At 68.8% G+C, this 19044-nt stretch carries 15 protein-coding genes; 6 read left to right on the top strand and 9 right to left on the bottom strand.

Annotated features, from left to right (window positions below):
- Positions 1–91: 91 nt before the first annotated feature.
- Entirely contained in the window at positions 92–964 is an 873-nt protein-coding gene (gene fdhD / locus CJ197_RS05615; protein ID WP_102235754.1) for a formate dehydrogenase accessory sulfurtransferase FdhD, read from the top strand.
- Between the two features lie 17 nt (positions 965–981).
- On the opposite strand, the gene CJ197_RS05620 is transcribed toward fdhD, so the two are convergent.
- The 3 genes from CJ197_RS05620 to CJ197_RS05630 all read right to left on the bottom strand — a co-directional run bounded on the left by CJ197_RS05620 (position 982) and on the right by CJ197_RS05630 (position 4065).
- The gene (locus CJ197_RS05620) at positions 982–1521 is read right to left on the bottom strand and encodes an RloB family protein (RefSeq protein WP_158239380.1); all 540 of its coding nucleotides are present in this window, start codon (positions 1519–1521) and stop codon (positions 982–984) included.
- An 80-nt stretch (positions 1522–1601) separates the two neighbouring features.
- Positions 1602–2930, bottom strand: a complete 1329-nt coding sequence (locus CJ197_RS05625) for an ATP/GTP-binding protein (RefSeq protein ID WP_158239381.1) — start codon at positions 2928–2930, stop codon at positions 1602–1604.
- A gap of 163 nt (positions 2931–3093) precedes the next feature.
- Entirely contained in the window at positions 3094–4065 is a 972-nt protein-coding gene (locus CJ197_RS05630) for a sugar-binding transcriptional regulator (protein WP_102235757.1), read from the bottom strand.
- Between the two features lie 127 nt (positions 4066–4192).
- Between CJ197_RS05630 and CJ197_RS05635 the strand changes: the two genes are divergently transcribed.
- Genes CJ197_RS05635 through CJ197_RS05645 form a run of 3 tightly spaced genes read left to right on the top strand, consistent with a single transcriptional unit; the run spans position 4193 to position 8321 of the window.
- Complete coding sequence (locus CJ197_RS05635) at positions 4193–5986, top strand: glycerol-3-phosphate dehydrogenase/oxidase (RefSeq protein ID WP_102235758.1); 1794 nt, start codon at positions 4193–4195, stop codon at positions 5984–5986.
- Entirely contained in the window at positions 5983–7530 is a 1548-nt protein-coding gene (gene glpK, locus CJ197_RS05640; RefSeq protein WP_102235759.1) for a glycerol kinase GlpK, read from the top strand. The genes CJ197_RS05635 and glpK overlap by 4 nt, the downstream gene beginning before the upstream one ends.
- The gene (locus tag CJ197_RS05645; RefSeq protein ID WP_146007711.1) at positions 7527–8321 is read left to right on the top strand and encodes a hypothetical protein; all 795 of its coding nucleotides are present in this window, start codon (positions 7527–7529) and stop codon (positions 8319–8321) included. The genes glpK and CJ197_RS05645 overlap by 4 nt, the downstream gene beginning before the upstream one ends.
- 34 nt (positions 8322–8355) lie before the next feature.
- Here the strand turns inward: CJ197_RS05645 and CJ197_RS05650 are convergent, their stop codons facing one another.
- Together CJ197_RS05650 and CJ197_RS05655 are read right to left on the bottom strand one after the other, a co-directional pair.
- Positions 8356–9828, bottom strand: coding sequence for an MFS transporter (locus tag CJ197_RS05650; protein WP_102235761.1), 1473 nt, complete (start codon positions 9826–9828; stop codon positions 8356–8358).
- 95 nt (positions 9829–9923) lie between these two features.
- The gene (locus tag CJ197_RS05655) at positions 9924–10406 is read right to left on the bottom strand and encodes an NUDIX hydrolase (RefSeq protein WP_102235762.1); all 483 of its coding nucleotides are present in this window, start codon (positions 10404–10406) and stop codon (positions 9924–9926) included.
- 278 nt (positions 10407–10684) lie between these two features.
- Between CJ197_RS05655 and CJ197_RS05660 the strand changes: the two genes are divergently transcribed.
- Both CJ197_RS05660 and CJ197_RS05665 read left to right on the top strand, forming a co-directional pair.
- Positions 10685–11560, top strand: coding sequence for a hypothetical protein (locus CJ197_RS05660; protein ID WP_102235763.1), 876 nt, complete (start codon positions 10685–10687; stop codon positions 11558–11560).
- Between the two features lie 187 nt (positions 11561–11747).
- Positions 11748–13187 carry a glyceraldehyde-3-phosphate dehydrogenase gene (locus CJ197_RS05665; RefSeq protein WP_102235785.1) on the top strand — a complete coding sequence of 480 codons (1440 nt, stop codon included), beginning with the start codon at positions 11748–11750 and terminating at the stop codon, positions 13185–13187.
- A gap of 299 nt (positions 13188–13486) precedes the next feature.
- On the opposite strand, the gene CJ197_RS05670 is transcribed toward CJ197_RS05665, so the two are convergent.
- The 4 genes from CJ197_RS05670 to CJ197_RS05685 all read right to left on the bottom strand — a co-directional run bounded on the left by CJ197_RS05670 (position 13487) and on the right by CJ197_RS05685 (position 18858).
- Positions 13487–14512, bottom strand: coding sequence for a Sir2 family NAD-dependent protein deacetylase (locus tag CJ197_RS05670; protein ID WP_199173881.1), 1026 nt, complete (start codon positions 14510–14512; stop codon positions 13487–13489).
- A 47-nt stretch (positions 14513–14559) separates the two neighbouring features.
- Positions 14560–15102: a hypothetical protein gene (locus CJ197_RS05675; protein WP_146007712.1), complete on the bottom strand. Its 543-nt coding sequence runs from the start codon at positions 15100–15102 to the stop codon at positions 14560–14562.
- Positions 15103–15274: 172 nt separating this feature from the next.
- Positions 15275–15460, bottom strand: a complete 186-nt coding sequence (locus CJ197_RS05680; RefSeq protein WP_102235765.1) for a hypothetical protein — start codon at positions 15458–15460, stop codon at positions 15275–15277.
- 521 nt (positions 15461–15981) lie between these two features.
- The gene (locus CJ197_RS05685) at positions 15982–18858 is read right to left on the bottom strand and encodes a type I restriction endonuclease subunit R (RefSeq protein ID WP_233190659.1); all 2877 of its coding nucleotides are present in this window, start codon (positions 18856–18858) and stop codon (positions 15982–15984) included.
- Between the last annotated feature and the right edge of the window lie 186 nt (positions 18859–19044).

Consider the following 19044-nt stretch of genomic DNA (forward strand, 5'->3'; position numbering starts at 1 on the left):
CGGATCTCACTCGTTAAGATGCCGCCTTCTCACATAAAAGGTGAGTGTACAGCTTCGGTTGCGCGGATGGGCCGCCGACTATCCTGGGACGATGGGCAGGGTCACCGAGCAGGCGCGCATCCGCACCATCCGGGTGCGGGACGGGAAGCTCTATGCAGGTCGCAAGGGTGATCACGTTGCGGTCGAAGAGCCGCTGGATATCCGGCTGAACGGACAGAAGCTCTCGCTGACCATGCGCACCCCCGGGCACGACGTGGAGCTGATCCACGGCTTCCTGCACGGCGAGGGCATCATCGCCTCCCGTGAGGACATCAGCGAGGCCCGCTACTGCGACGGTGCCGTGGTGGAGGACGGCTCCGGCTTCGCCCGCAACACGTACAACGTCATGGACTTCACCACCGCCCGGCCGCAGCTGATGCCCCTGCACACCAAGGCCTTCACCACAACCTCCGCCTGCGGGGTGTGCGGCTCGGAGTCCATCGACGCAGTGCGGAGCAAGAGCCGCTACACGCTCGTGCAGGACTGGGCGGTGGACCCGCGGGCGCTGCTGCAGGCCGCCGCCGATCTCACCGCGCAGCAGACCGTGTTCGCCCGCACCGGCGGGGTGCATGCGGCCGCCCTGCTCAGCCGCGATGGTGAGATCCTCGCCGTGCGCGAGGACGTGGGCCGACACAACGCCGTGGACAAGGTGATCGGCTGGGCGCTCATGAAGGACATGCTGCCGCTGCGCGAGCACATCCTGCTGGTCTCCTCCCGCGCCAGCTTCGAGATCGCCCAGAAGGCCTACATGGCGGGGATCCCGCTGCTGGCCTGCGTCTCCGCCGCAAGCTCCCTCGCCGTGGACACCGCCCAGGCGGTGGGGCAGACCCTCGTCGGCTTCACCCGGGCGTTCGATGACGGTGACGGGCGCATGAATGTCTACACCCACCCCGAGCGCCTGGACCTGGCCGCGGCGGAGGGGTGAGCGAACGCATCGACGAGCTACGCGTCGGGGTGTTCGCCGCGCATGAGATCTACGAGGACAGGCATCGCCGTCGACGGATCCGGCCCCATGCGCCCTGCGGTCAGTGCAGGATCTGCCTGGTGGGCGATGCGATGAGCCTGCTCCCACGACGGGAAGGGAAATCGTGGGGAGAGCCGTTTTCCGGCGAGCAACCCGAGCGCCTGCAGCTCAGCGTCGAGCTGCCGCGAGGTCAGCACGGAACGGCGTGATGACGCATGCCAGCGCAGCCAGACCTCGAACTTCAGATTGCTGATGAGAAGCAGGATTCCCTCCTGCTCAGCGCGAGCGATCGGGCGCTCGAGAGTCCCGTGACGATCGACATCCACCAGGCATACGTAGTGGTCATACGGGGTGCCCTTGCGGCGATCCGCACCACGGTGTTCGATGCAGCGCTCGACCACGCGTAAGGGGTCCTTGCCCACCTTCACCGCTCGTACGTCTGCCGTGGTCGCGCGGCTGCGCAGATGCTGCTGCAGCCCTTCGACATAGGCCGGTTCCGTGACGGTGCCTTCGGTCATCACGAGAATACGAGTGCGCATCGGACGTCGAGGTGCCCTGCCCCTGCGTGCGGTGCGTCGTGAATGTCGCGAAGCCACGGTCAGGTCTCCGAGGTGACCAATGCCGAGAGCAGGCTGGGGGCGAGGCGCGGAGTTCCGCCGTAGCGACCGGTGAGGTAGCGCTTGGCGACGTTCGCATCCCGGTGGCGATGGAACTCGGCCAGACTCGTCAGCTCCGTGACACCGTCGGCGTTCTTGTCGGTGAACCAGACCTGCTCGGGGTCGAGAGCGGTGGTGCTCAGCGGTGACAGCACGTAGGACTCGTGGCTGCTGAAGATGATCTGGGCGCCGTGCTCGTTGATCGTCTGATCCTCGAAAGCTCCCAGCAGCAGGTCCATCAGGTGGGGGTGCAAGCTCGCGTCGAGCTCATCGACCACCAGCAACCCGCCGCGACGCAGCGTCTCCAGCGCCGGAACGGCGATGGCGAGCCAGGCCACCGTGCCATCGCTCTCATCCTGGATGGAGAACGGGGGGCAGTCCTCGTCGGCGCCCGCGTGCGTGAACAGCAGCCGGCGGACCACCTGTTCCAGAACCGGATCATCGAGCTGATCATCTGAGTCCAGCTCGTCTTCAGCGTCAGGCTCGACCTCAACGGCATCGGCGGGGGAATCGGCCGCCCGGAGACTCCTATGGAACTGTGCGAGAGCAGCCCGGAAGGCCTGCGGCAGATCCTGCTCCTCGATCCGCACAGCGGTGACCCCGATATCTGCGATGCGCAGGAGTGCCTGCAGGTCATCGACGTCGATCGCGCCGCTGGCCAGCATGTCCGCGATCATGCTCAGGCGTGCCTCGCGGTAGGAGTCCTTGACGAGCACCACGTCGAACTCATCCACGAGCCGCCGTGCCACATCGTGCAGCGGGGACTGCGGGAAGTGCAGGGCGCGACTCAGCACCAGCTCCCGGTCCGTGACCTGCGTCGACGGTCGCAGGACCCGATCGTCACGGTCCCGCTCCAACCGCATCCTCCAGCGGGACGACGGGACATCCCGCAGCCACTCCCTGGCTACCCCGCGAGCATCGACCTCGAACCCATACTCGTGCCGACGTCCGTCGAGCACGAACTCCAGCACGTAGGTGCTCGCCTTCTCGCGGGACGCCGGGTCCAGCCGGAAGGGCGCCCTCTGCATGGTCCGGGATGCCTGCCAGGAGGTCGAGGAGTCGCGGATGGCCGAGAAGGCGTAGACCATCGCGTCCAGCAGCGCTGACTTGCCCGTGGCGTTGCCGCCGAAGATGCCGCAGGTGCGGTATGTGGCCGCCGTCCAATTGCCGTCGCGCGGCTGCAAGGTGCGCAGCGAGGTCCGCGTGAGGTCCACCGTGACCTCATCGCGGAGGCTCTTGTGGTTACGCACGGTGAAGCGCAGCAGGATCATGTGCATGAGCGTAGCGTCTCAGAGTTCCGATCTCTACGAATTTCGTGGAAAATCGCTCTCTGAGCGCAAGGGGCGGTGCTCTCAAGCGGCGAGCCCGTTCGGCGACGCAGAAGCGTCGTGATGAGATGATCATCGCGGCAGAGAGGGAGGCGTGGGCGAAGGATCAGGCCCTGTCCTCATGCAGCGCCAGCATCCGCAGCGCGGTGCTCTCATCGACCACCAGGTGCGTGGCAACCCGGGCGCGCAGGGCGGCCCCCAGCGCCCGGGCCTTGCGTGGCCCAGCCGCGACCAGCAGTCGCCGCGGGATCCGGGCCAGCGCCTCCGGGGTGGGGCCGGTGGAGCGTTCGTTGATCCGGATGTCCCGCCAGCTGCCATCGGCCCGCAGCATCACCGTGCACACATCACCCACGGCGCCGTCCTCTCGCAGCTGCGCCCAGTCCGCCTCGTCGAGATAGTCGGTGGTGTACACGTGGCTGGGGACGTCCGCTTCGAAGGCCCCGACCCCGAACACGGCCAGCTGCACCTGATTCTGCAGCTCCAGGATCCGACGGATCGAACGCTCGCGCCACAGCGCTTCCCGGGCCTCGGGCTGCTCGAAAAAGGTGGGCACCGGGAAGTGGTGGACCGACGCCTCCCACAGCGACCCCACCCGATCCAACATGGTCCCCACGTATTCCAGGCCCGAGCCCTGCGTGTTGATCACCCCGTTCAGCTGCACCACTCGCAGGTCTGAGGACGGCCGGGGCCTCAGCTGCTCCACGAGGGTGCCCACTGTCGTACCCCAGGCCATGCCGACGGTCATGCCCGGCTGCAGCATCTGCTCCAGCAGCCTGGCGCCGGCGCTCGCCACGGTCCGTAGGCGTTCCCCCTCGGTCTGCCCTGGTGCAGTGGGGATCACACGTACCTCCACGTGATGGCGCCGACGGATCCGCTCGGCCAGCTCCTCGAGTCGGGAGCTCTCCGGGGGCTGCAGGGTGATCCGCACGATTCCGCAGCGGCGCGCATCGCGCAGCATCCGCGAAACGGTGGAGCGGGAGACGCCCTGCGCCCCGGCGATCGCCTCCATCGTCTGATCGTCCTCGTAGTACATCCGTGCAGCCTCGTAGAGCTGATCGGAGCGGGAGGGGCGCATCATCCGGCCAGTGTTGCACGTTCGTGCAAGCAGCTTGCGCTCAGATGCACCATCCCTTCAGCATGTGCCCCAGTCCTCAGCGGTGCCGGCCCCGAACGGCCATCCCGCCTCGTCGAGCGAAGGAGCGTCCGTGTCCACGCAGCAGCGATCCGTCCTCAGCCCCGCCGCCCGCACTGAGCATCTGGGCCGACTGCGCGCAGCCACCGCCGAGGCGCCACTGGACGTCCTCGTGGTCGGCGGCGGGGTCAACGGCGCCGGCGCCGCCTTCGACGCCGCGACCCGCGGACTGAACGTCGGCCTCGTGGAGAGCGAGGACTGGGCCAGCGGCACCTCCTCGCGCTCCTCGAAACTCATGCACGGCGGCCTGCGCTACCTGCAGATGCTGGACTTCACCCTGGTGGCCGAGGCACTGCGCGAGCGCGATCTGCTGCTCACCCGCACCGCCCCGCATCTGGTGAAGCCCGTCAAGTTCGTCTTCCCCTTCTTCCGCAAGGTGATCGACCGCGGTTTCATCGGCTCCGGGGTGGCGCTGTATGACGCGATGCAGTCCTTCGGCCGAAAGCGCGCCGTGCCGTTCCACCGCCACCTGCTGCACCGCAAGATGCTCGAGGTCTTCCCGGGCCTGGACGGGGACAAGGCCGTCGGCGCTCTCGAGTACTACGACGCGCAGATGGATGACGCCCGCTTCGTGATGATGCTCGTGCGCTCGGCCGCGCAGCACGATGCGGCCGTCGCTTCCCGCACCCGCGTCATCAACTACCTGCATGAAGGCGGGAAGGTCGTCGGCGCCCGCGTGCGCGATGAGCTCAGCGGCGATCAGTTCGACATCCACGCCCGCGCCACGATCCTCGCCGGCGGTGTGTGGACGCAGGACCAGCAGGACCTGGCCGGCGCCGAGACAGGCCTAGAGGTCCTGGCGTCCAAGGGCATCCACATCGTGGTGCCCCGCGAGAAGATCGCTGCCGCACCCGACACCGGCATCATCACCCAGACCGAGAAGTCCGTCCTGTTCCTGATCCCCTGGGACGAATACTGGGTCATCGGCACCACCGACACCCCGTGGGAGCACGACCCCCGCACTGTCGCCGCGACCGGCGCGGACATCGACTACGTCATCGATCACGCCAACGCCGTGCTCGGTGAGCCGCTGACCCGCGAGGACGTCATCGGCGTGTACGCGGGGCTGCGGCCCCTGCTGCAGCCCGTCCGCAAGGGCTCCGACTCCGGCAGCGCGAAGGTGTCCCGCGAGCACACCGTGATGGAGGTCGAGCCGGGCCTGTCCGCGATCGCCGGCGGGAAGTACACCACCTACCGGGTGATGGCCGAGGACGTCGTGGACTTCGCGCTGAAGGATCTCGACCCCGCGCGGCGCAGCCTCACTCGCGCGATCCCCGTGATCGGCGCCCAGGGCTACCCGGCGCTGGTGAAGGACAAGCAGCGCCTGATGCGCGAGTACGGCTTCGACGAGGTGCGCGTGGACCGCCTGCTGTTCCGCTACGGCGACCTGCTCACCGACGTCCTGGCCCTGGTCGCGGAGGACCCTGACCTGGGTCTCCCGCTCGAGCACGCCCCCCGCTACCTGCGGGCCGAAGCGCTGTACGCGGTGCGCGCCGAGGGTGCCCTGCACCTGGCCGACGTGCTCGAGCGCCGCACTCGCCTGGACTACGAGACCCGCCACCGCGGCGTGGACGCGGCCGAGGAGATCGCGGCGCTGATCGGCCCCGAGCTGGGCTGGGATGAGCAGACCGCGCGCGCCGAGATCGAGGCCTACCGCGCCAAGGTCGCTGCGCGTCTCGAGGCGGAATCTGTGCAGACCGATGAGCAGGCCGCCCAATTGCTGGGCGCCGCCCTGGATACTGGTGCGGAGACACAGAATGCTGGCGCGACGACCACGGATGCTGATGCGACGAAGGAGTCCCGATGACCGAGCAGTCCGAGATGTACATCCTGGCGATCGACCAGGGCACCACCTCCACCCGCGCCGTCGTGGTGGACCATGACGGTCGCATCATCGCCACCGGCCAGAAAGAGCATGAGCAGATCTTTCCTCGATCCGGCTGGGTGGAGCATGACGCGAAGGAGATCTGGAAGAACACCCGAACTGTCGTCGGTAAGGCGCTGGTGGATGCGGAGATCAACCGCCACCAGCTGGCCGCCGTCGGCATCACCAACCAGCGCGAGACCACCGTGGTGTGGGACAAGTCCACCGGCGAGCCGGTGTACAACGCGATCGTCTGGCAGGACACGCGCACGCAGAAGATCTGCGACGAACTCGCCGGCGAGGACGGGCCCGACAAGTACAAGGACCGCGCGGGCCTGCCGCTGGCCACCTACTTCGCCGGCCCCAAGGTGAAGTGGATCCTCGACAACGTCGACGGGGCGCGGGAGAAGGCCGAGGCCGGCGAACTGCTGATGGGCACGATCGACACGTGGCTGCTGTGGAACCTCACCGGCGGCACCGACGGCGGCGTGCACATCACCGACGTCACCAACGCCTCGCGCACCCTGCTGATGAACATCGACACCCTGGACTGGAACGAGGACATCGCCTCCGACATGGGGATCCCGATGTCGATGCTGCCGGAGATCCGTTCCTCCTCCGAGGTGTACGGCAAGGGTCGCAAGCGTGGCCTGCTCATCGACACCCCGATCGCAGGGGCCCTGGGTGATCAGCACGCGGCGATGCTGGGGCAGGCCTGCTTCGAGGTGGGGATGGGCAAGAATACGTACGGCACCGGCAACTTCCTGCTGGTCAACACCGGTGACAAGCCTGTGCACAGCGACAACGGGCTGCTGACCACCGTGGCCTACAAGCTCGGGGACGCCGCTCCGGCGTACGCCCTCGAGGGCTCCGTGGCGGTCACCGGTTCGCTCGTGCAGTGGGTGCGGGACAACCTGGGTCTGATCACCGATGCCCCGCAGATCGAGGACCTCGCCACGCAGGTGGACAACAGCGGGGGACTGTTCATCGTCCCGGCCTTCTCCGGGCTGTTCGCCCCGCACTGGCGGTCCGATGCGCGCGGCGCGATGGTGGGCATGACCCGCTTCCACAACAAGTCCCACATCGCCCGGGCGGTGCTGGAGGCTACGGCCTTCCAGTCGCAGGAGGTCGTCGAGGCGATCGAGGCGGACGCCGAGTCGGTGGGCGTGGAGTTGACCGAGCTCAAGGTCGATGGCGGCATGGTCATGAACGAGACGCTCATGCAGTTCCAGGCCGATATTCTGGGCGTGCCTGTGGTGCGTCCGGAGGTCATCGAGACCACCGCCCTGGGTGCCGCCTACGCGGCGGGCCTGGCGGTCGGGTTCTGGGACGGCATCGAGGACATCGGCCGTAACTGGTCCGAGGACAAGCGCTGGGAGCCGCAGATGGACGAGGAGACCCGTGAGCGGTACCTGCGTCTGTGGGCCAAGGCTGTCGAGCGCACCTTGGACTGGATGGATGACGACGTCGAGGAGCTGTTCCGGTGACGAACGCCCCGCCCCCTGGTCCCGATCCCGCGGCCTCGCCCGCACCGACGGCGGCGGCGCCGTCTGCACCGCAGTGGCGCGTCGCGGATCGGGATCCGTCGGCCCCTGCTGGGCGGGGGCCGACGGGGGCGGGCGCTGGTGGTCCCGCGGGCAGCTCGGGCCGGGACCTGGCCGGGATCATCGTGTTCTGCCTGGGTGTCGCGGCGGTGGTGCTGTATCCGGTGGTGACGTTCCTCAACTACGGAGCCATGGGTGCGACCGTGACGCAGATCGGGTTCATGAGCTCCGGGCTGCGCATGCTCGTGCACCTGATCAGCGCCGTGCTCATGCTCGCGGGGGTTTGGTTGATGGCCCGCCCGGTCGCGGACCGCGGCTGGGCGAGCGCCGCCGTGGTGGGTGTGCTGCTCGTGCGGGTGGTCGTCGGGTTCGGCAGCAACATCGTGATCGGGATGATCGCCTCGCAGCTGAGCGGCCTCACATCGTGGATGGTGTTCAGCGTGCTGCAGAGCCTGCTGACCAACTTCCTGGTCACAGTGTTGACGCTCGTGGCCTGGGTGCTCGTGCGCGGATGGCGCGGACTGCCGGTGTTCCTCGCCGCGGCGGGGCTCGCGCTGGTGGTCGCTGTGGTCAGCGCGGTGCAGCTGCTCATGGGCTACACGATGGCGCCGATGGGCGGATACGGCCTGGGCGGGGTGCTGCTCGCGGCGATCCCGTCCCTGCTGTTCGCCCTGTTGACGCTCGGGGCGATGGGTGTGCTGACCGTGATGGGGCGGCGCGCGGTGCGTCGCTGAAGGTCGGGGCGGCTCCGGCATTGGCCGCGCCAGTTCAGTCCGCGAGTGCCTTGCCCCGCTGCTCGGGCAGGGTGAACGCTGCCGCGGAGGCCACGGCGAAGGCCAGGGCGAAGGCCACGAAGGCGAGCACCTGCCCGCCTGTTCCCACCAGCACCGGCACCATGAACGGCGCGAGGATCGACGCCACCCGCCCGAATGCCGCCGCAGCACCCGTGCCGGTTCCGCGCACCGCGGTGGGATACAGCTCCGGGCCGATCGCATACAGCGCGCCCCACGCCCCCAGGTTGAAGAAGCTCAGCAGGCAGCCGGCCAGGATGATCATCGCCTCCGTATCGGCCAGGCCGTAGCCCACCGCGGACAGCGCCGAACCGGCCAGAAACGCTGTGAGCGTCCACCGCCGTCCGATCACCTCGATCAACCACGCCGCCGCCGCATACCCCGGGATCTGCGCGAGCGTGATGATCAGCGTGAACGTGAAGGACCGCGTGAGGTCGAAACCGCGATCCACCAGCAGCGTCGGGATCCAGATGAACGCCCCGTAATAGGCCAGGTTGATGCAGAACCACACCGTCCACAGGCCCGCCGTGCGGCCGCGCAGCCCCCGCGACCAGATCCCGCCCTCGCCCACCTGGTCGGCCTCCGGCACGGCGCCCACCGCATCGGCCGACACCCGGCCGCCCGAGGCACGCCCCTGGCCCGACGACCCCTGCCCAGACGCCGCCGCATCGGCCGCCCCCGGATCACCCGGGACATGCCCCGAGCCCGGCGCACCCCCGTCGGCCCCCATCCCGGCGGAGTCCTCCAACTGGCGGACAATCTGCTCGGCCTCCTCATGTCGGCCCTTCTGCTCCAAGAACCGCACCGACTCCGGCATCCCCAGCCGGATTACGAGCGACCACAGCGCTGGCATCATCCCCAGGGCGAGCGCCCACCGCCAGCCCGTCGGCCCGGATGCCGCCACGAACGTGCCGATCACGGCCGCGAGGATCCAGCCCAGCGCCCAGAACGCCTCGAGCCACACGATCACGCGGCCGCGGATCCGCGCCGGCGCGAACTCGCTCATGAGCGTCGAGGCCACCGGCAGCTCCGCCCCGAGCCCCAGCCCCACCACGAAGCGCAGCGCGATCAGGGCCCCCACGCCCATCGCGAGGGCCGACGCGCCCGTGGCCAGGCCGTAGACCAGCAGCGTCAGCGCGAACACCGACCGCCGTCCGATCCGGTCCGCCAGCAACCCACCCAGGCTCGCCCCGATCGCCATGCCCGCAAATCCCGCAGACGCGATCAGCGACCCCTCCTCCTTGCCGATGCCCCAGTGCATCCCGAGTGCCGCGATGATGAAGGACACGAGCCCCACATCCATCGCATCCAGCGCCCAGCCGATGCCGGAGGCCCCCAGCATCTTCCCGTGCTGGCGGGTGAACGGCAGGCGGTCCAGTCGCTGCGAACGGGTGAGGGGTGCGGCCGACGGGTCGGTGTCGGGCACGGTCGCGGAACGGGTGCGGGTCATCAGGGGCCTCCGGGGAGAGGAGCGCGGGGCAGAGGAATGCCCCCACATGATGTCACTGTGGCAGGAAGTATGTCTCGGCGGCGCCCCGCGGCGCCTCACTCCGCCACGAGATCCACGCCCGCCTCCCCGCGCAGCACCGCGAGAGCACGCCAGGCACGGGCCGCATTCCACCGCCCCAGCATCCCCAGCTCCGCCTCGGGCACGAGCCGCCAGCCGTCCAGCTCCTCCTGCTGCACCACCACGCTCGCCTCGAGCTCTGCCGCGGGGATCACCCCGGCGTCGAACAGGAAATGCACGCCCATGGGGGAAGAACGCATCGCATCGGAGCCCTTCCAGTCCACGGTCAGCAGCTGCCCCACCTGCACAGTGAGGCCCAGCTCCTCGAGGACCTCGCGCTCGGCGGTCTGCCGCGGATCCTCCCCGGGATCCACGCTTCCGCCCGGCAGCAGCCAGTGCGGCTTGTAGTTCGGGTCCTCGATGAGCACCCGCCCGGTCTCATCCCGCAGGATCACCGCCGCGGAGGAGATGACCTTGGGCAGGGAGGCAAAGTACGCGGGCGCAGGCAGCAGGCGAGGCATAGGCCCATCGTGTCATCTGGGGTGAGCGGGAGTGAGGGCGCGGGTTCGGGGGAAGGGAGTGCCGGGGCAGGCTGTGCCGGGTGTGGGCGGAGGAAATGACCTCTCAGCGGCATGAGCCCTGCATATTGCACGCACCGTGCCGCTGAGAGGTCGATTCCCTCCGCCTCCCCCGGTGACCCTGCCGCCCCGTGCCGTCCTGCGCGGCCTCGCGCTACCCCGCCCGGCCCCACCCGGCCCCGGCCCCGCGCCGCCCCACCCCGCATCAGTAGGCTCGAAGCATGCCCACCGCGCCGCTGCCCGAGAACCCCACCGAGGTGCCGGACCTGCCCGCGGGCATCGGCGGCACCGACCCGCAGGCCCCCGCCGCATACACCCCCGCGGATGTCGCCGCCGCGAAGGAACTGTTGACCGGGGCCGATGACAGCGAACCGCAGCTGGTCACCGCGCTGACCGATGAGCAGCTCGCCGGTCTCGACGGTTACGCCCGCCCGCAGTTCGTGGCGCTGCCGTGGCTTGAGGAGCACCGTGAGCAGCGGGCCTTCGTCGCTGGTGTCGCCCTGCGCACCCTTATCGCTGCGGAGCAGGTGCTCGTGGCCGTGGATCCGGAAACCGGTGCGCGCAGCTGGCGGGCCGCCCCGGATCTCGCCGCCTGCCTGGTGCTGCGCCGCACCGCCGCGGTGTTCACCACCGCCGAGCGCACCGTCCCCACCGACTCCGGCCAGCAGGTGCACCGCCTGCACACCTACGCCCACCCCTCGGGCGTGCTCGAGGAGGAGGTCACCGCCTCCGGCATCCACCGCTTCACCGCGCTGGGCCCACAGCTCGCCGCCGAACGCCTGTCCGCCTTCGTCGATCCGCTGCAGGCCCCCGCCGCGCAGACGCAGTCCGCGCAGGTCTCCGCCGCGCAGCTGGCGGCGCATCCGCTCGCCCAGCGCCTCGCCTCCGCGCGGGCGCTCACGGTCCTGACTCGCGTGACCACTGCCGATGGGGCTGTGCAGCAGCTGAGCACGTACGCTACCCCGGAGGGCCTCATGAGCGTGGAGGCGATCGACCCCGCGGCCGCGGATCCGATGCTTGAGATCCGCACCCTGACCCCGGCAGATCTGCGAGCTCTCACCACGGTCCTCACGGCGTCCGGCACACCGGACGCGTGAGGGGGTAGGCGGCGGTTCCCGCACCTCAGCGCCGCCTACGATGGCGGTGATGGGTCGAGGACGCCCCCGTCGGCCCTGATTCCTGCACGCCCCTCATCCGGTGCCCGCGGTGCGGCAGCGTTGCCGCCGGTGCCAGCAAGGACAGCGCCCCGTGGCTCAGCAGCCCTCCGATCAGACCCCCGCCCAGATGACCCAGGCCGTGCTCGAAGCCTGGCAGGACGCCGAGACTCTCGCCGAGCAGATGGTGCCGCTGATCGGCACCCTGCACCGACGCCACAATGTGGTGCTGTCGATCTACGGGCGGCCGCTGGTGCGCCGCGGCGTGATCGACATCCTCAAGGCACACCGCTTCGCCCGCCAGGTCGATGAGGCGGAGCTGCCGATCGCCCGCACCTTCCCGCTGGTCCAGGAGATGGCCCAGATGGACCTCGGCGCCGCGAGCGTGGACCTCGCGCTGCTCGCCAACGGCTTCGCCCGCAGCGAGCACACCGATGTGCGCGCCTACCTCAACGAGGCTCTCGCGGACATCGTCGGCGGCAGCGGACAGGGCGTGAAGGAGCCCACAGATGTGGTGCTCTACGGTTTCGGGCGCATCGGCCGTCTGCTGGCGCGGATCCTCATCGGCCACGCCGGCGGTGGCTCCACCATGCGCCTGCGCGCCGTCGTGGTGCGCAAGAACTCCGAGGGTGACATCCATAAGCGCGCCTCCCTGCTGCGGCGCGACTCGATCCACGGCGCCTTCGCCGGCACCATCACGGTGGATGAGGACGCGAACACGATCACCGCCAACGGCACCCGCATCCAGGTGATCTACTCGAACGACCCCGCGAGCGTGGACTACACGCAGTACGGGATCCATGACGCGATCGTGGTGGACAACACCGGGCGGTGGCGTGACGAGGAGGGTCTCAGCCAGCACCTGCGCGCCAAGGGCGTGGCGAAGGTGCTGCTGACCGCGCCGGGCAAGGGCGGGCTGAAGAACATCGTGTACGGCGTGAACACGCAGGACATCACCGACGAGGACACGATCCTCACAGCCGCCTCGTGCACCACCAACGCGATCACCCCGGTGCTGAAGGTGCTGCAGGACGAGTGGGGGATCGAGCACGGGCACGTGGAGACCGCGCATTCCTTCACCAATGACCAGAACCTCACCGACAACTTCCACAAGGGCCCGCGTCGCGGTCGCGCGGCGACGCTGAACATGCTGCTCACGGACACCGGCGCCGCGAAGGCGGTCGCGAAGGCGCTGCCGGAGCTCGCCGGGAAGCTCACCGGCAACGCGATCCGCGTGCCCACCCCGGATGTGTCGATGGCGGTGCTGAACGTGCGGCTGTCTCGGCCCACCACGGTCGAGGAGCTGAACCGTCGGCTGCGCCGTGAATCGCTGCGCGGACCGATGCGCACCCAGATCGACTACATCGCCTCCCCCGAGGTGGTCTCCACCGACTTCGTCGGCTCCTCGCGCGGAGGGATCGTGGACGGGCTCGCCACGATCGTGTCCGACGAGGGCCGCACCGCCATCGTCTACGTCTGGTACGACAACGAGTACGGCTACTCCTGCCAGGTGGTGCGCGTGCTCGAGCGCATGGCCGGCGAAGTGCTGCCGACGTTCCCGAAGGAGTGAGGGAGCGGGGGTGCGCTGAGCGCCGGACGCGGCGCGGCGTGCGCTGCGTCGGGAGGGGCGCAAGGTGCAGCGTGTGCTGCGCCGGGAGGGGTGCGGCGCGCGCCGCGCTGACACCCGCCCCACGCACCCCGCCTTCACCTTTCCCCGCAAATGCGCGATCCCGTGGCATGTTGCGCGCCAGGATGCCTCGGTATCTCACATGTGTGCGGGGTGGGCGCTGCGGAGGCAGCACGATAGGGCGCGCTGCGGGAGCAGCACCCTGCAGTGCGGTGGCGGCACGAGCTGTTGCGCGCTGACGCTCACGCCTCCCCGGCCCACCGCCTTAGCAGCACATCGAGCCGGCCGTGCAGCCGGGCGGTGGCGTGCTCATCCCCGCGGGTGGGGCCATCGCCGAGGATCACCACAGGCTTGTCCGCCTTCCGCGCCGCGCGCACGAACCGCAGCCCGGACTGCACGGTGAGGGAGGATCCGAGCACCAGCAGCGCCTGGGAGGCCTCGAGCGCGGCGAAGGACTGCGCGACCACATCGGGCCGGGCGGATTCGCCGAAGTAGACCACGTCGGGCTTCAAGATCCCGCCGCACAGCGGGCATGGTGGGTAGCGGAACGTGCTGGTCCGATCCACTTCCGCGTCCCCGTCCGGGGCCTGCGCGGCGTCGCGCGCGAGGTCCGGCAGCCGCACGGCGAGCTCGGGGTTCAGCTGCAGCAGCCGCGCATGCAGCCCGGCCCGGGCGGAGAGCGCATCGCAGCTCTGGCAGCGCACCCGATCCAGCCGCCCGTGCAGGTCGATCACGGGATCTGACCCGGCTTCCTGGTGCAGGCCATCCACGTTCTGCGTGATCACGGCGGTGACGTCGAGCGGCTCCGGGGCGAGCTGCGCGAGCAGGTGATGCGCGGCGTTCGGGCGGGCGGTGCGGAACTGCTCCCACCCCACGGTGGAGCGCGCCCAGTACCGCCGCCGCGACAGATCCGAGCCCATGAACTCCTGGTACGTCATCGGCATTCGCGGCACCGCGTCGCGGCCCCGATAATCCGGCAGCCCCGAGTCGGTGGACATCCCCGCGCCGGTCAGCACTGCGACCGGCAGCCCGCGCAGCAGCTCGAGCGCCGCCGCGGACTCCGCCTCGCTGCTCAGCTGCCCGTACTCGGCACCTGGCACCGGCCCCCAGGCCGGCATGCGCAGGATGCTGCGGGCCGACGGGGCGGCGGCCGGGGCACCGGCGCGCGCGGCGGTGGAGAACCAGCGGCCGACGTCCGCCGCGGGACCCGCGAGCCCAGCACGCGACGATGCGCTGCGCGGGTCTGGGGAGGTCGAGGAGGTGCTCACGCCTCGAGGGTAGATGCACGCTGGCCATGTCTTGCCAGCGGAGTCAGTTACAGAGCCCGGAGTCGCCCATGATGGCGCGGAGGGGGAGTGTCCTCGGGAGGTGAGATGGAGTAGCCCATCGAGGTCAGGGCCTCGATAGCCGCCTCGGGAGCATCGCGTACGGCGGCCTTGGTCTGCGTCAACCGCCAGGTTTCGCGTTGCTCGGCGAGAACCTCGCGCGCGTCAAGTTCATGATCAAGATTGAACTCGTCGATGAGCATCTCGACGACATCCTCCAAGGCGGGCCGGAACCGGTGCCCTCCGAGGGGGAAATGAAGATCCTGAAGCTTGGGAAGTCCGTCGGTCTTGGCCGAACGCCCTGGTCGTTTCGATGTGCGACCCACGGTAGTCATGACGTACGTCATCGCATCTCTGTGTGCGTGTACCTGCAAGTGCGCGGCAGGCACACTGTTCGCGCCGCGTACGTACTCGAAGCGGAATAGAGGCTCGCGGCTCACGGACGCGAGCACCTCGATCTTCGATGAGTGGACCGCCAGGAACTTCCTCTCAAGGTCCCATTCGCAGGACATACTGACCTTCAAGGAGAGCACAGGCTGATTGCTCGCGTGAAGGGTGATGCCTCCAGGGTCTCCCTGAGTTATAGCAACGCGATTGTCCACGTATCGCGCAGTGAACGGGGCGCACGAGGGCGCGACCGTTCGGGCGATCGCCGTGAGACCGTCCGCGAGCTCCCGTGCCTTCTGCTCGAGCTCGCCGCCGCGGTCAGTCCCGTCCAAGGAGGAACTCAAGGCTCAACAGCTCGTCGTAGATCGCAGCATCGTCGGCGTCGAGCTCATAGTTGGCCCCGCGCTCCTTGAAGCCGGCGAGATCGGAGACCTGGCGAGCGAGCTCCTCGTAGCGATGCTGAGCCTGCTCTTCAGACATGTACGTCACTGTGCTGATGCTCATCGCGGGCACCTCCTCAGGGCTTTGAGTCTAGAACGATAGATCAGCCATCCGACAGAGGAGCGGAAGGTGAGCTGGTCACGCCGGTGCTCGTGGGCTATAAGACAAAATGTGTGTGCGGGCAGGCCTTCTTGAGGCGCCCTGAGAAACAAGCAACCCCACACCGTCGGGTGTGGGGTTGCCGGAGTATTCGCGACAGTCCTAGCCCGTCGCTCGATGGTCCGACCGTAGCATGACCGCCATGTCCGCTGAAGAGGTTCTCCCCGTGCTTCTGGGCACAGCGCGCCATCAGGCATACCTTGATGTCGCTGGGGGCGACGCGCGGCGTGCCGCCGAGCTCTACGAGCCACGACGACTTCCCGGACCTCGTCATGGTGCCGAACGCCCTGCGCCAGCTAGTAGCCGCCGACCCCCGCAAGGGATGGGGCGCGCCGTAGCCCTTGCGTTGGATGACCCGAGTCCACAGCGACACCGCGCAAGGGCGCTCAAGTGTCCTCAGCGAGCACGGCCCGCGAGCACCACCGCTAGCCCTTTGTCTCCTCCCCCTCATCCCCCTGAATCTTCTCCCACAGCCCGAACGCCTCCACGAGTAGCTCGAGCAGCTGCTTCGACCCGACGTTGTTGCGGCTGAACTTGATGACAGCCTCCTGGGACTGCTCGGTGCTCCACAGCGCGTCCTCGAGGGCGCGCACGGCGCCGGAGGAGCGCATGAAGTCCGCGGCGGTGTTGGCTTTGGCGATGCCGCGCACGGTGGGGTTCTCCAGCATCTCCCCGGTGAGGTTCTCGAGCATCCCCACCACGTACTCGGGTCGCTCGTCCAGGTCGCCGAAGTACTTGTTGACCTTCTCGATCACGGCGGCGCGGCTGGCGCGCTCGCGCTCGCGGGACTGCGCCATCCCGGCCTCGGTCATGCCGCGCAGCCCCTCCGCCTGGCCGGGCGAGAGCTCGAGCTGCTCTTCGCGGAGCTTCTCGAGCTTGTAGTGGGTGAGCACCACGTCATCGACGTCCACGGCCCCGGGGTCCACGTCCTGGTCGGAGAACAGGCGCAGCTTGCGGGAGAGCAGGTCGGCGAACACGGAGAATTTCTCGAACCGCGGGTCGCCGAAGTGGAGGATCTGGGAGAAGAACGCGTAGCTGGTGACGTACTGCCGCAGGGTGGAGCGGAAGTCCAGCAGCTCCTCTCGCGCGGTGGCATCGCCGTCATAGATCGCCCGCTGCCAGCGCACGGCGAAGCGTTCGACGGCCTGCTCGAGGGCGGGCGCGAGCCCGGAGGGTCGCCCGCCTTTCTTGATCCAGGCCGCCCACACCTGTTCCACTTCGGCCTGGGTGTAGATGCCGGTGGCGTCGAGCTTCATGAGCAGGTTCGCCACGAGCTCGGGGTCGGAGCTCTGCTGGATCTGCGCGTCTTCGTAGTACTCCTGGAACGCGGCTTCGATCTGTTCGGCCTGGTCCTGGAAGTCCAGCACGTAGGTGGCGCTTTTGCCGGGCATGGTGCGGTTCAGCCGCGAGAGGGTCTGCACAGCGGTGATGCCCCGCAGCTCCTTGTCGATGTACATCGCCACCAGCAGCGGCTGGTCGAACCCGGTCTGGTACTTGTTGGCGACGATGAGCACATGCTGCCCCGGCTCCTCGAACACCTTGGCGAGGTCCCGCCCACGCAGCTGCTCGTTCATCGACGCTTCGGTGACGGTGCGCCGCTCCTTTCCGGGAACCTCCGGCACCTCCGGATCGGGCACCTCCCCGGAGAACGCGACGAGGGCCTGCAGGTCGTGGCCTTCAGCCTCGCTGATGGCCCGGAATCGCCGCGCGTATTCGACGGCTGCGGCGCGGGAGGCGGTGACGACCATGGCTTTGGCCCGCCCTCCCAGCTCGTGCTGCACCACGCCCGTGAAGTGCCGGATGATCTCGCGGACCTTGGAGTCGATGTTCGTGGGGTGCAGCTCGACGGCGCGGATGTAGGCGCGGGTGCCGGTGCGGATGTCGATCTCGTCTTCGGTGCCGCCGGCCTGCCCGTTGCGGGCGATCCGCGCGGCCATCTCGTAGGTGGTGTAGTTGCGCAGCACGTCGAGGATGAACCCCTCTTCGATGGCCTGTTTCATGGAGTACAGGTCGAAGGGCACGGCGGACTCGTCGGGGGAGGGTTTGCGGCCGAACGTCTCGAGCGTCCCCACCTTCGGGGTGGCGGTGAAGGCGAAGAAGCTGATGCGCCGGGATTCATCGGCGCTGGCGGCCATGCGGGTCAATGCCTCCTGGTCCGCATCCGCATCCATCTCTTCCTCCGCCTCAGCGTCCGCGGAGTACAGCAGGCGTTTCAGGGCGGAGGAGGCGCTGCCGGTCTGCGAGGAGTGAGCCTCATCGGCGATCACGGCATAGTTCTTGCCCGCCAGCTTCCCGTCGCTGTCCTTCATGGCCTCGAGCGCATACGGGAAGGTCTGCAGGGTCACGCCGATGATGGGGACTCCGCGGATCAGCGCGTCGGTGAGCTGCTGGGTCTTGGAGCCCTCGGCGCGGGTGATGGGCTCGAAGGTGCCGGTGCGGGTGACGAGCTGATCCACGGCGTCCTGCAGCTGCCGGTCCAGCACTTGCCTGTCGGCGATGACGATCACGGAGTCGAACACCTTGGTGCCGCCTGGGGTGTGGAGGGAGGCCAGGCGGTGGGCGGTCCAAGCGATCGAGTCGGTCTTCCCGGAGCCGGCCGAATGCTGGATGAGGTACTTGTGTCCGGGGCCTTCCACTCTCGCGGCGGCGACGAGGGCGTTGACGGCCCGCCACTGGTGGAAGCGGGGGAAGCGGATCTGGTTGCGGGTGGTGCGCTCGCCGGTGGCGGGGTCGGTGCGTTCGGAGTGGTTGACGTAGATGAATTTCGCGAGCACGGTCAGCCAGGCGTCGCGGTCCAGGACGTCTTCCCAGAAGTACGCGGTGCGGTGGCCGACGGGGTTGGGTGGGTTGCCGGCTCCTTTCCCGTGGCCCTTGTCGAAGGGGAGGAAGAACGTACTGGGACCGGACAGCGCGGTGGTCATGGCGACGGCGGTGTCGGTGACGGCGAAGTGCACGAGCGCGCCGCGCAGTGGCGTGAGCAGCGGTTCGTGGTGGGGCTGACGGTCATCGCGATACTGCTTCTTCGCGGCCTCGAGGCTCTGGGTGAATCCGACCTTCAGCTCGATCGTGGCGACGGGAATGCCGTTGGTGAACAGCACCAGGTCGATCCGGTCCGCCTTGTGCTGGGAGTAGACGACCTCCTGCATGACGCGCAGTCGGTTTTCCTGGTAGCGCTCGATGAGCCGCGGGTTGCGGTCATCAGCGGGCGGCATCTGCATCATGGAGAAGGGCCGACGGGCGCCGATCACCTGGAAACCTTTGCGCAGCACATTCAGGGTGCCACCGCCTTGCACCTCCGGCATGGCGAGCACCCGCTCGAGCCGATCCAGGATCTGCTTCTCGCCCTTCGCGCGGACCTCCGGGGAGGCATCCGGTGGGACGAGGCGCTCGAAGTTCTCGGGGTCCGACCTGACTTGGACCTCTTTAGTGTGTCACTCGCTGAAGGACGTGTCGGGCGTCGTCGGTGAGTTCGGGGCTCGCGGTGATCT

Source organism: Brachybacterium sp. UMB0905 (assembly GCF_002871795.1).
Taxonomy (GTDB): Bacteria; Actinomycetota; Actinomycetes; order Actinomycetales; family Dermabacteraceae; genus Brachybacterium.